The organism is Hydrogenophaga electricum (assembly GCF_030160815.1).
GTDB classification, from domain to species: Bacteria; Pseudomonadota; Gammaproteobacteria; order Burkholderiales; family Burkholderiaceae_C; genus Hydrogenophaga; species Hydrogenophaga electricum.
Genome location: NZ_BSPB01000020.1, coordinates 59,477 through 72,102, shown reverse-complemented (window position 1 = coordinate 72,102; position 12,626 = coordinate 59,477). Strand labels below are relative to the sequence as shown.

Sequence of the window (12,626 nt, the reverse complement as noted above, 5' to 3'; positions counted from 1 at the left end):
ATTGCGCTGTGGCCTGGTACCCCATGCCGCGCCGGGAGCCCGGCCATGACGCGCCCGCTGAAGATCGCGCTGGCCGTGCTGGGCCTGGCCGTGGCCCTGCTGGCCGTGCTCGTGCTGCTGGAAATGCGCGCACCGGCCCTGCCGGCGGTGCCGGCAGACACGCCCGCCGCCCCGTCCGCGCAGGTGGCGCGTGGCGCCTACCTCGCGCAGGCCGGCAACTGCATGGCCTGCCACACCGCCCGGGGCGGCCAGCCGTACGCGGGCGGCCACGGCGTCGCCACCCCGTTCGGCACGGTGTTTGCCAGCAACCTCACGCCCGATCCCGCCACCGGCCTCGGCCACTGGTCGGCCGAGGCTTTCCGCCGCGCCCTGCACGAAGGCCGCTCGCGCGACGGACACCTGCTCTACCCGGCCTTTCCCTACGACCACACAACCCGCCTGAGCGACGCCGACACCGACGCGCTCTACGCCTTCCTGCGCAGCCTGCCGCCGGTGGCCCAGGCCACACCGCCCCACACCCTGCGCTTCCCCTACAGCACCCAGGCCGCCCTGGCGGTGTGGCGGCTGCTGTTCTTTGACGCCGGCCGCTTCGAGCCCGATCCGCAGCGCAGCGCCGCGTGGAACCAGGGCGCTTACGTGGCCACCGTGGCCCATTGCGCCGCCTGCCACACCACGCGCAACGCCTGGGGTGGTCCCGCAACGGTCTGGGGCGGCAACCGGATGCCCGACGGGCGCTGGTGGGCGCCCTCGCTGCGCGACCCGCGCGAAGCCGGCGTGCAGCACTGGAGCGAAGACCAGATCGTCGCTCTGCTGCAGGGCGGTCAGACCGCGGATGCGAGCGTGCTGGGCCCGATGGCCGAGGTGGTGTTCCACGGCACCCAGTACCTGCACAGCGACGACCTGAGCGCCCTGGCCGGTTTTCTGCGCACCCTGCCCACCGACAGCCGCCCGGCGCCACCTTTCGAGCCGGCCGACCCGGCCCAGCGCGCGCTGGGTGAGCGCCTGTACGGCCAGCAGTGCGCAGCCTGCCACGGCGACGCGGGCCAGGGGGCCGCAGGCGCCTACCCGGCCCTGGCGGGCAACCGCGTGGTGCAGATGGATTCGCCGGTCAACACCCTGCAGGCCATCCTCAGCGGCGGCTTCGCCCCCGCCACGGCGCGGCATCCGCAACCCTACGGCATGCCCCCCTTCCGCACGCTGCTCGGCGATGCGGAAGTGGCGGCCGTGGCCAGCTTCATCCGCCAGAGCTGGGGCAACCAGGCTGCGGCGGTGGCGCCGCTGGACGTGCAGCGCGTGCGCTGAAGCTAACGCCCCAGCAGCGCCTCGCCCCAGTCCCAGGGGCCGGTGAGCGTCAGCGTCACCGCCACCCAGGCCCCGTCGGGCTGCACCTGCAGCTCGGCGTCCCAAACCCCGCCCTCCTCCTGCGGACCGCGTGGCCCGGGGGCCTGCCGCTCGGCCGCCGCCAGCACCCGGCACGCCTCGGCCACCACGGCGTCCTGCTCACCGGACGGCACGCTGGCCATGGCTTCCCAGCAGCCCAGGCCCTGGCCGTCGTCGCTGGCATCAAAGATCAGATAGAGCAGTTCCATGCTGTGAGCAGCGCCGCAGCGGGCCGGGGTGCGGCGGCAGCAGCGCTTCCAAAAGTGAAGTAGGCTTTCCGAACGGGCTCAGGGAAAAACAGGAGAACGGTCGTTCGATTTTCGTTCCACAATCTTAAGTTTCCGACCCGAGTCCGCACACATCCACCCGGAGAGACAAGCATGACCGCTGCAACGGCCGACCGCCCTTGGCTGGGCGCCTACCCCGAAGGGGTTCCCGCCGACATCGACGTGGACCAGTACCCTTCCCTGGTGCACCTGATCGAGGACAGCTTCACGCGCTTCGCGCCGCGCACGGCCTACAGCTTCATGGGCAAGGAGTTGACCTACGCCCAGACCGATGCGCTCTCGCGGGCCTTCGCCGCCTACCTCCAGGGCCTGGGGCTGGCCAAGGGCGACCGGGTCGCCATCATGATGCCCAACGTGCCCCAGTACCCCGTGGTGGTGGCCGGCATCCTGCGCGCCGGCTACGTGGTGGTCAACGTCAACCCGCTGTACACGGCCCGCGAGCTGGAGCACCAGCTCAAGGACTCGGGCGCCAAGGCCATCGTCATCATCGAAAACTTTGCGGCCACGCTGGAGGCCTGCCTGGCCAAGACCCCGGTCAAGCACGTGGTGCTGGCGGCCATGGGTGACCTGCTGGGCCTGCTCAAAGGCGCCATCGTCAACTACGTGGTGCGCAACGTCAAAAAGATGGTGCCCGAGTTCAGCCTGCCCCAGGCGGTGCGCTTCAACGACGCGATCGCGCGCGGCGGTCGCGGTACATTGCGCCAGCCCGACATCGGACCCGACGACGTGGCCGTGCTGCAGTACACCGGCGGCACCACGGGCGTGAGCAAGGGCGCGGTGCTGCTGCACCGCAACGTGATCGCCAATGTGCTGCAGTCCGAGGCCTGGAACGATCCGGTCATGAAGAAGGTGCCGGCCAGCGAGCAGCCCACCAGCGTCTGCGCCCTGCCGCTGTATCACATCTTCGCGTTCACCGTGAACATGATGCTGAGCCTGCGCACCGGCGGCAAGACCCTGCTCATCCCCAATCCGCGGGACCTGCCGGCCGTGCTCAAGGAGCTGTCCAAGCACACCTTCCACAGCTTCCCGGCCGTCAACACCCTGTTCAACGGCCTGGCCAACCACCCCGACTTCGGCACCGTCAACTGGAAGAACCTCAAGGTGTCCGTGGGCGGCGGCATGGCCGTGCAGGGCGCGGTGGCCAAGCTCTGGCTGGACAAGACCGGCTGCCCGATCTGCGAAGGCTACGGCCTGTCGGAAACCAGCCCTTCGGCCAGTTGCAACCCGGTCACCAACACGTCCTTCACCGGCACCATTGGCGTGCCCCTGCCGAACACCTGGATGAAGTGCATCGACGATGCCGGCAACGAGGTGCCCATGGGCCAGCCCGGCGAGATCGCGATCAAGGGCCCGCAGGTGATGGCCGGCTACTGGCAGCGCCCCGACGAGACCGCCAAGGTCATGACCGCCGACGGGTACTTCAAGTCCGGCGACATCGGCGTCATGGACGACAAGGGCTACTTCAAGATCGTCGACCGCAAGAAGGACATGGTGCTGGTCAGCGGCTTCAACGTCTACCCCAACGAGGTCGAAGACGTGGTGGCCACGATGCCCGGCGTGCTCGAATGCGCGGTGGTCGGTGTGCCCGACGAGCGCTCGGGCGAAGCGGTCAAACTGGTGATCGTGAAGAAGGACGAATCCCTGACCGAAGCGCAGGTGCGCGAGTTCTGCAAGGCCAACCTCACGGGCTACAAACAGCCCAAGGTGATCGAGTTCCGCACCGAACTGCCCAAGACCCCGGTCGGCAAGATCCTGCGCCGCGAACTGCGCGACAAGAAGTAGCCCGCCGCGCACAGCCTGTCATTCCCCAGGGGACAGCGCGATGCGGCTGTGCCACGTTCTCGACGCTGTCCACGCCCTGATCGCGCACAGGCTTCTGGTCCAATGCGCCCATGAACAAGACGCCCCGTACCGCCATCGTCGCCGCCCTGCACGACGAGCTCGCCAGCGTGCTGGCCCTCATGCCCGATGAGCAGAAGCAGGTGATCGGGGGCCGGGCGTTCTGGGTCGGGCATCTGCACGGGCAGGAGGTGGTGGCGGTGCTAAGCGGCATCGGCAAAGTGGCGGCAGCCACCACGGCCACGCTGTTGATAGAGCGTTTTCACGTGCAACGCATCGTGTTCACTGGCGTGGCCGGTGGCCTTGGGCCGGGTGTCCGGGTCGGGGACGTGGTGTTGGCCCGCAGCTTCCTGCAACACGACATGGATGCCTCACCGCTGTTTCCGCGCCATGAGGTGCCGGGTTACGGGCGTGCCCGCTTTGACGCCGACAGCGGCTTGGCCGATGCGCTGGAACTGGCTTGCGAGCGCATGCTGGGCGCCTTGCCCCCACAGTTGGACGCCAGCACCGTTCAGGCATTCGCTCTTCAGACCCCGCGCCTGCACCAGGGCTTGCTGATCAGCGGCGACCGCTTCGTGGCCACCACAGCCGAAAGCGCCCAGCTGCAACGCGAGCTGCCCGAGGCCTTGGCGGTGGAAATGGAGGGGGCGGCATTTGCGCAGGTCTGCCACGATTTTGGCGTGCCGCTGGCGGTGGTGAGAACCATTTCGGACCGCGCCGATGACGATGCCCCTGTGGATTTCCCGCGCTTCCTGCGCGACGTGGCCAGCCGCTACAGCGGTGCCATCGTTCGCGAGCTGATGGCCTGAGGCGGCTCAGCGCGTCTTGCGCGCACCCGTGACGGGCGACAGCGCCTGCCTCAGGCGGTCTTCGCGCTGCGGAACCTCCGCACTCAAGGCGCGTTCGACGTGGCCAATGTGGTCGAGCATGCGCCGCCGTGCCAACGGCAGATCACCAGCCTCCAGCGCCGCCACGATGGCGGCGTGCTCATCACAAGACTGTCTGGCGTCATGGGTGGACTGGTAGAGCGTGGCGGCGAGCGTGGTGCGGGCGGTGAGATCGCGCAGCACGTCGCACAGCAAGCGGTGGCCCAGGTTTTCCGCCAGACACACATGGAAATCCGCCAGCATGAAAGCCCTCGTGGCAGCGTCGTCCTGCTGGATGGCCAGACGCTCCTGTTCGATATGGCGGCGCAAGGATCGGGCCACCTGCTGCAGAGGGCGGCCCTCCTCCGTGGGCTCGGTCGCGGGTGGCGCCAGGATGCCGGCCTCGACGATGCGGCGGGCCGAGAATGCGTCCCGCGCGTCGTCCATGGACGGCTCCACCACATACCAGCCCTTGCGCGGCCGCACCTCCACGAACCCCCTGGCCTGCAACTGCATCAGGGCTTCGCGCACCATGGTGCGGCTGACCTGGAAGAGGTCGGCCAGCTCCTGTTCGCCCAGCCGCTGCCCAGGCGCAAGTTGCTGCGCCAGGATGGATTCGACGACTCGTTGGGCGATTTCAAGCTGGGTGGACATCAGCCGAACACTGTAACGCCTTCGCCTTGCGCCGCCTGGACTCCTCGGTCATTCCAATCGGGGCTGTTCCCTGCCGTCCAGCACGGCATGGGCTTTGGTGCGGTCAATGTCACCTTCCCAGGCCGCGACCACCACGGTGGCCACGCAGTTGCCGATCAAGTTGCCCAGTGCCCGGGCGATGCCCATGAACCAGTCAATCGACAGCACCAGGACCAGCCCAATGGCCGGAATCGCCGGAATGGCATGCAATGTGGCCGCCAACACCACGATGGCCGAACCCGGGACGCCATGGGCACCTTTGCTGGTGACCAGCGAGATCGCCAGGATGGCCAGCAGGTCCGACATCGAGATGGGGGTGTTGGTGGCTTGCGCAATGAACACCGCCGCCAGCGTGATGTAGATGGAGAACGCGTCCAGGTTGAAGGAATAGCCGGTGGGAATGACCAGACCCACGGTGGAGTCCTTGATGCCCATGCCGCGCAGCTTGGCCATGATCTGCGGCAACACGCTGTCGGACGATGTGGTGGCAAACACCACGGCCAGTTCCTCGCGCAGATAGCGCAACAACTTGAAGATGCTGAAGCCGGCCATGCGCATGATCAGACCCAGCACCACAAAGACAAAGAAGATCACAGCGCCGTAGAACAGCACCACCAGCATGCCCAACTGCTTGAGCGAACCCAGGCCGTATTTGCCCACGGTGAAGGCAATGGCACCCAGCACGCCCAGCGGGGCGAGTTTGATGATGAGGCCCATGATCTTGAACAGCACCTGCGAGAGCGTGTCGATGAAACCCGCCACCGGCGCACCACGTTCGCCCAGCAAAGCCAGGGCGCAGCCGAACAGCACGGCAAACAGCAGCACCTGAAGCACATCGCCGTTGGCAAAAGCCGCCACCACCGTGGTGGGAATCAGCTTCATCAGGAACTCCACCGTGCCTCCGCTGGTGAGCTTGTCCGCATTGCTGGCGTAGGCACTCATGGCAGACGCGTCGAGTGTGGCCGGGTTCACGTTCATGCCCACGCCGGGCTGGAACCAGAACGCCAGCACCAGGCCCAGCAACAGGGCGATGGTGGTGACGACCTCGAAATAGATCAGCGCCTTGACGCCAACCCGGCCGACCCGCTTGAGATCACCTGCGCCCGCGATGCCATGCACCACCACGCAGAAGACCAGCACCGGGATGATCATCTTGATGAGCTTGATGAATCCATCACCCAAGGGCTTGAGTTTGACCGCCAGCTCCGGCGATACGAACCCCAGGGCAATGCCCAGCAGCAGGGCCAGCAACACCTGCCCGAACAGGGACTTGAAAAACTTGGCCACCTTTTCTCCTCGACAAGTTAGAAATACAAATCTTGTATGCAAGAATGTAGGCAAGAAAACCTGTTGGCTTTCGAGGGATTTCCCTAGGTTGGAATGGCCGTCTGTCGGCGTGCAGGACGGCGCTGACCTGGCCAGACGGGGCCTACCTCAACCAGCCCCGCTTGCGGAAATAGATCATCGGCACCACGGCCGAGATGATCATCAGCACGATGGCGAAGGGATAACCCAGCTTCCACTGCAGCTCGGGCATGAACTGGAAGTTCATGCCGTAGCTGCTGGCCACCAGCGTGGGGGGCAGCAGCGAAACGCTGGCCACCGAGAAGATCTTGATGATCTTGTTCTGGTTGATGTTGATGAAACCGACCGTCGCGTCCATCAGGAAGTTGATCTTGTCGAACAGGAACGCGGTGTGGCCATCGAGCGAGTCCAGATCGCGCAGGATCTGGCGCGCGTCCTCGAACTGCTCGGCGCTCAGCAGACGGCTGCGCATCATGAAGCTGACGGCGCGGCGCGTGTCCATCACGTTGCGGCGGATGCGCCCCGACATGTCCTCGTGCCGGGCAATGGCACCCAGCGCCTCGCCCAGCGCGCTGTCGGTCGCTTCGCTGGAAAGCACCTTGTGGCTGACCTGCTCCAGATCGTCGTAGATGTCTTCCAGCGTGTCGGCGCAGTACTCGGCGTCGGCGTCGAACAGCATCAGCAGCACGTCCTTGGCGTCCTCGATCAGGCCTGGCATGCGACGCGCGCGCATGCGCAGCAGGCGAAACACCGGCACGTCCTCGTCGTGGATGGAGAACAGCACGCCCCGGCTTTTGAGACTGTCGTTGTGTTCGTTGAGGATGAAGGCCACCCGCACCGCACGCGGGTCGTCGGGGTCATCGATCAGAAAGTCCGAGCGCACATGCAGCTCGCCGTTGTCTTCCTCGAAGAAACGCGCCGACTCCTCGATGTCGTCGTCCATCGCATCTTCGGGGATGGACAGACCAAAATGCTGCTTGACCCAGCGCCGCTCCTCGGGCGTGGGGTCTTCCAGGTCGACCCAGATGGGCTTGAACCGGGCCAGCTCTTCGAGCGACTCGATTTCTTCCTGGAACAGGCGGCCATTGGCCAGGGTAAAGACGTTGAGCATGGGGCGCTCCCGGCTGGACGGTGGACTGGGCGAAACGGGACGAGGCGAGGACCTCAGGGTTCGGCGGCGCTTTCAGCCGACCGGCCGCCCGTATCAGCCACCGCAGGATCCACGGCGCTCAGGCAGTCCCGGTGGAGGCTGAAAGCACACAACTGGGGGGCGTGCTTTCCATGGCAATCTCCGAAAGGATATGCCCCGAATTATGGCACTGCCACCTGAGCAGACCGGTGCGCGCCAGCGCATTTCCGAGCCCGCGTCGGCATTTACAGGAACTTCACACAATCGCCATGGAACGGAATGCAAAGGTCGCCACAATCGGTTCCGTGCCCCGATGCCGGGTGCTCTGACACTCACACCATGACCGCCCTGCCCGACGCCCCTTTTCACGCCGCAGCCGCACGGCGCCCCCTGCACGCCGCCATCGGCGCGATCAGCCTGGCCGTGCTCACCGGCTGTGCCAGCCTGTCGGCCCCCGCAACCGCCGACCTGCCCGCCATCGCCACGCCCGCCCAGTGGCGGACCGCGCCTGCCGAGGCCGGCAGCGCCACCGCCCTGGCCAGTTGGTGGCAGCGCTTCGGCGATGCCGAGCTCACCGCCCTCATCACCCAGGCCCTGCAGGCCAACACCTCGGTGCGCAGCGCGCAAGCCTCGCTGCAACAAGCCCGTGCCCAGCGCGATGCCGCGCAGGCGGGCCTGTGGCCCACGCTGACCGGGTCGGGCTCGGGCCAGCGCAGCAAGAGCGGCGATGCGGCCGCCAGCAACCGTTTCCAGGCCGGGCTGGACGCCAGTTGGGAGCCCGATCTGTTTGGCGCCAACCGCAGCACGGCGCAGGCCAGCGAGGCCGACCTGGCGGCCGCCGGCACCACGCTGGCCAATGCCCAGGTTTCGCTGGCCGCCGAAGTCGCCCTGGGTTACATCGACCTGCGCGGCCTGCAACAGCGCCTGGCCATCGCCCAGGCCAGCCTGGCCGCCCAGGCGGAGACCCTGCAGATCACCCGCTGGCGCGCGCAGGCCGGACTGGCCGCCTCGCTGGACGTGGAGCAGGCCCTGGCGGCGTACGAACAGACGGCCGCCCAGGTGCCGGCCTTGCAGACCAGCATCGGCCAGAACCTCAACGCCCTGGCGGTACTGACCGGCCAGGCCCCGGGCGCCCTGAACGAGCGCCTTGCCAGCGCTGCCCCGGTGCCCCAGGCATCTGCCACGCTGGCCCTGGCGATCCCGGCCGAGGTCTTGCGCCAGCGGCCCGATGTGCGCACCGCCGAATACCGCATCGGTGCCGCCCTGGCCCGCCTGGACGCGGCCGAAGCCGACCGCTATCCGAGCCTGCGCATCGGGGGTTCGGTGGGCCTGTCGGCGCTGACGCTGTCGGGACTGGGCAGCGGCGCCACCATCGCCAACAGCCTGCTCGCGAGCATTTCGCTGCCCCTGTTCGACGGCGGCACGCGCCGCGCCCAGGTGCAATCACAGGAAGCCGCGCTCGAAGCCGCGCGCGTGAACTACGAGGCCGCCGTGCTCACGGCCCTGCAGGACGTGGAAGACGCGCTGCTGGCCCTGCGCGGTGACCAGGAGCGACTGGTCCGCCAGCAGCGCGCCCAGCAGGCCGCCGCCAACGCGGACCTGCTGGCCCGCCAGCGCTACAGCAGCGGCCTGATCGACTTCCGCACCGTGCTGGACACGCAGCGCACCCTGCTGTCCGCCCAGGACAGCGTGGCCAGCACCCAGGCAAGCATCGCGGCCGACCACGTGCGCCTGTACAAGGCGCTGGGCGGCGGCTGGAACCCCGAAGCGGCCACCACCACCGAACCCGCGTCGACACGCTGACATCGAACCCCCTCACGCCGGACACACCATGAGCAAGAAGAAGGAAGCCACCTCCGCCGAACTCCAGGACCTGCTGGGCCAGGACAGCCCCCCGCGCTGGTGGCAACGCACCTCGCTGTGGGCCGGCCTGGCCGTGCTGGCCCTGGCCGGCGGCGGCCTGTACGTCTGGCAAGCCCAACAGCAATCGCGGGCCGCACCGGTCTACCTGACCGAGGCCGTCAAACGCGGCGACATCACCCTGACGGTCGCGGCCAACGGCACGCTGCAGCCCACGCGCTCGGTCAACGTCGGCAGCGAACTCTCGGGCACCGTCAAACGGGTGCTCGTGGATGTGAACGACCGCGTCAAGGCCGGGCAGGTGCTGGTCGAGCTGGACGCGGCCAAGCTGATCGACCAGGTCACCCAGGCCCGCGCAGGGCTGGCTTCCGCACAGGCTTCGCTGGCCCAGACCAGCGCCACGCTGAAGGAAGCCCAGGCCTCGCTGGCCCGCTACGAAGAGGTCGCGCGCCTGTCCGGCGGCAAGGTGCCGTCGGCCACCGAACTCGACACCGCACGGGCCGCCGTCGAGCGGGCGGTGGCCGCCGAAAACGCGGCACGTGCCAGCGTCGAACAGTCGCGCGCCACGCTCTCGACCAACGAAACCAACCTGTCCAAGGCCTCCATCCGCTCGCCCATCGACGGTGTGGTGCTCTCGCGCTCGGTCGACCCGGGCAACGCGGTCGCGGCCTCGCTGCAGGCGGTCACGCTGTTCTCGGTCGCCGAGAACCTGACCCAGCTCAAACTGGACGTGGCGGTCGACGAGGCCGACGTCGGGGCCGTGCAGGCGGGGCAGAAAGCCACCTTCACCGTCAGCGCCTTCCCGTCCCGCCGTTACCCGGCCACCATCGAGCGCGTGGCCTTCGGCTCCACCAAGACCGACAACGTGGTCACCTACACGACCACGCTGGGCGTGGACAACGCCGACCTCAGCCTGCGCCCGGGCATGACCGCGTCGGCCACCATCGTGGCCAAGGAAAGCCAGGGCGCGCTGCTGGTGCCCAACACGGCGCTGCGCTTCACGCCAGCCAGCGCCGGCGCTGCGCCCGCGAGCGCCAGTGCATCGAGCGATGGCGGCATCCTGTCCAAGATCATGCCGCGCCCGCCGCGCTCGAACACGCCCAAGACCGCCGGCGTCGATCGCCGCGGCGGCGGGGCCGGCCCGCGCCAGATCTGGGTGCTGCGCGACGGCCAGCCGGCCGCGGTATCGGTGCGCACCGGCATCAGCGACGGCCGCATGACCGAGGTCACGGGCGAAGGCCTGGAGGCGGGCATGCCCGTCATCATCGAGCAGCGCGCCGGAGGCAGCCGCTCATGACCGACACCGGCACCCTGCCGCTGATCCGGCTGCGCAACATCACCAAGACCTACGGGGAGGGCGCGACCGCCTTCCTCGCCCTGCGGGGCGTGGACCTGGACATCGAGGCCGGCGACTTCGTCGCCATCATGGGGCCCAGCGGGTCGGGCAAATCCACGGCCATGAACACGCTGGGCTGCCTGGACGTGCCCAGCGGGGGCGAATACCTGTTTCGCGGCGTGCACGTGGAAAACCTCTCGCGCGACGAGCGGGCCCGCCTGCGCCGCCGTTACATGGGCTTCGTGTTCCAGGGCTTTCACCTGCTGGCACGGACCTCGGCCCAGGAAAACGTCGAGCTGCCCCTGGTCTATCGGGGTGAGCCCGCCGCGCAGCGTCACGAAGCGGCCCGTCGCGCCCTCGACAAAGTCGGCCTCAAGGGATGGGAACACCACACCCCGGCCGAGCTTTCGGGCGGGCAGCAGCAGCGGGTGGCCATCGCGCGCGCCATCGTGACCGAACCCCAGGTGCTGCTGGCCGACGAGCCGACCGGCAACCTGGACACCCAGCGCAGCCACGAAATCATGGAGCTGCTCTGGCGCCTGAACACCGAGCAGGGCATCACCGTGCTGATGGTCACCCACGAGCCCGACATGGCCGTCTATGCCCGGCGCATCGTGCGCTTTGTCGACGGCGTGGTCGCCAGCGATGAGCCCAACGAGCCCCTGCTGCTGCGCCCCACCCCGGAGACCGGCCATGTGGCTTAACACCCTCATCCTCGCGCTGCGCTCGATCCGCCGCAATCTGCTGCGCTCGTTCCTGACCGTGCTCGGCATCGTGATCGGCGTCAGCGCCGTGATCACCATGGTGACCGTGGGCAACGGCGCCACGATGGCGGTGCAGAACCAGATTTCCGGCCTGGGCACCAACCTGCTGCAGATCCGCCCCGGCCAACGCATGGGGCCTGGTGGCAGCGGTGGCGCGCCCTCCTTCAAGGACACCGATGCCGATGCCATTGCCAGTCAGATCGGCGGCGTGACCGCCGTGGCACCCGAAGCCCGCACCGGCACCACCATCGTGGCCGGTGGCCGCAACTGGAGCAGCAGCATCATCGGCAGCACCAACCAGTGGCTGGTGACCGGCAACTGGACCATCGCAGACGGGCGCGAGTTCACCAACGACGAGCTGCGTGCCGGTGCGGCCGTGTGCCTGATCGGCCAGACCGTGCAGCGCGAGCTGTTCGGCAGCGGCAGCGCTGTCGGTTCCCAGCTGCGCGTGAAGGCCATGTCGTGCGAGGTCATCGGCGTGCTCGGCTCCAAGGGCCAGGGCGCCTTCGGCAACGACCAGGACGACATGGTGCTGATGCCGCTGAACACCTTGCAGCGGCGCATTACCGGCAACACGCGGGTCAACACCCTGCTGGTGTCCATGGCCGACGGCGCCGACCCCGCGCGTGTCACGGCCAGCCTGACGCAATTGCTGCGCGAACGCCGCAAGCTGGCCGACAGCGACGAGAACAACTTCAACGTGCTGGACACCAAGCAGCTCGCCGACACGCTCTCGGGCACCACCCAGGTGATGACCATGCTGCTGGGCGCCGTGGCCGCCGTGAGCCTGCTGGTGGGGGGCATCGGCATCATGAACATCATGCTGGTGAGCGTCACCGAGCGCACGCGCGAAATCGGTCTGCGCCTGGCCATCGGCGCGCTCGAACGCGAGGTGCTGCTGCAGTTCCTGATCGAAGCCGTGGTCCTGGCCGCCCTGGGCGGGCTGGCCGGCATCGTGCTGGCGACCCTGGCATCGATTGGCCTGTCGGCCGTCATGAACGTGCCCTACCAGTTCAACGCCAGCGTGAACCTGCTGTCCTTTGTGTTCTCGGCCGCCATCGGCGTGGTGTTCGGCTATTTCCCGGCCCGCAGCGCTGCTCGACTGAACCCGATCGACGCCTTGCGACACGAGTAGCAGGGTCACCCCCCTGCGCCGCTGACGCGGCC

General features: G+C 68.0%; 11 protein-coding genes. 7 read left to right on the top strand and 4 right to left on the bottom strand.

What is annotated here, in order from left to right; all coding sequences use genetic code 11:
* Positions 1-45: 45 nt before the first annotated feature.
* A complete protein-coding gene (locus QQK43_RS13185; protein ID WP_284308147.1) occupies positions 46-1,302 on the top strand; it encodes a c-type cytochrome in 1,257 nt (418 codons plus the stop codon).
* 2 nt (positions 1,303-1,304) lie between these two features.
* On the opposite strand, the gene QQK43_RS13180 is transcribed toward QQK43_RS13185, so the two are convergent.
* On the bottom strand, positions 1,305-1,589 hold the full coding sequence (locus QQK43_RS13180; protein WP_284308146.1) for a hypothetical protein: 285 nt from the start codon (positions 1,587-1,589) through the stop codon (positions 1,305-1,307).
* Between the two features lie 171 nt (positions 1,590-1,760).
* Here QQK43_RS13180 and QQK43_RS13175 point away from each other — a divergent pair, with 171 nt between their 5' ends.
* Both QQK43_RS13175 and QQK43_RS13170 read left to right on the top strand, forming a co-directional pair.
* Complete coding sequence (locus QQK43_RS13175) at positions 1,761-3,449, top strand: long-chain-fatty-acid--CoA ligase (RefSeq protein ID WP_284308145.1); 1,689 nt, start codon at positions 1,761-1,763, stop codon at positions 3,447-3,449.
* Between the two features lie 110 nt (positions 3,450-3,559).
* Entirely contained in the window at positions 3,560-4,315 is a 756-nt protein-coding gene (locus QQK43_RS13170; protein ID WP_284308144.1) for a 5'-methylthioadenosine/adenosylhomocysteine nucleosidase, read from the top strand.
* A 6-nt stretch (positions 4,316-4,321) separates the two neighbouring features.
* Here the strand turns inward: QQK43_RS13170 and QQK43_RS13165 are convergent, their stop codons facing one another.
* The 3 genes from QQK43_RS13165 to corA form a co-directional block, all read right to left on the bottom strand.
* Positions 4,322-5,026 carry a GntR family transcriptional regulator gene (locus QQK43_RS13165; protein WP_284308143.1) on the bottom strand — a complete coding sequence of 235 codons (705 nt, stop codon included), beginning with the start codon at positions 5,024-5,026 and terminating at the stop codon, positions 4,322-4,324.
* 48 nt (positions 5,027-5,074) lie between these two features.
* Positions 5,075-6,352 (bottom strand): C4-dicarboxylate transporter DctA, encoded by a 1,278-nt coding sequence (locus QQK43_RS13160; RefSeq protein WP_284308142.1) that lies wholly within the window; start codon positions 6,350-6,352, stop codon positions 5,075-5,077.
* Positions 6,353-6,494: 142 nt separating this feature from the next.
* Positions 6,495-7,481, bottom strand: coding sequence for a magnesium/cobalt transporter CorA (corA, locus tag QQK43_RS13155; protein ID WP_284308141.1), 987 nt, complete (start codon positions 7,479-7,481; stop codon positions 6,495-6,497).
* Between the two features lie 357 nt (positions 7,482-7,838).
* Here corA and QQK43_RS13150 point away from each other — a divergent pair, with 357 nt between their 5' ends.
* From QQK43_RS13150 to QQK43_RS13135, 4 genes are read left to right on the top strand one after another with little or no spacing between them, the layout of a single operon-like run.
* Positions 7,839-9,302, top strand: a complete 1,464-nt coding sequence (locus QQK43_RS13150; RefSeq protein ID WP_284308140.1) for an efflux transporter outer membrane subunit — start codon at positions 7,839-7,841, stop codon at positions 9,300-9,302.
* 28 nt (positions 9,303-9,330) lie between these two features.
* Positions 9,331-10,656 (top strand): efflux RND transporter periplasmic adaptor subunit, encoded by a 1,326-nt coding sequence (locus QQK43_RS13145; protein WP_284308139.1) that lies wholly within the window; start codon positions 9,331-9,333, stop codon positions 10,654-10,656.
* A complete protein-coding gene (locus QQK43_RS13140) occupies positions 10,653-11,399 on the top strand; it encodes an ABC transporter ATP-binding protein (RefSeq protein ID WP_284308138.1) in 747 nt (248 codons plus the stop codon). Before QQK43_RS13145 ends, QQK43_RS13140 begins: the two co-directional genes overlap by 4 nt.
* A complete protein-coding gene (locus tag QQK43_RS13135; protein WP_234264084.1) occupies positions 11,389-12,594 on the top strand; it encodes an ABC transporter permease in 1,206 nt (401 codons plus the stop codon). The genes QQK43_RS13140 and QQK43_RS13135 overlap by 11 nt, the downstream gene beginning before the upstream one ends.
* The last annotated feature ends 32 nt before the right edge of the window (positions 12,595-12,626 follow it).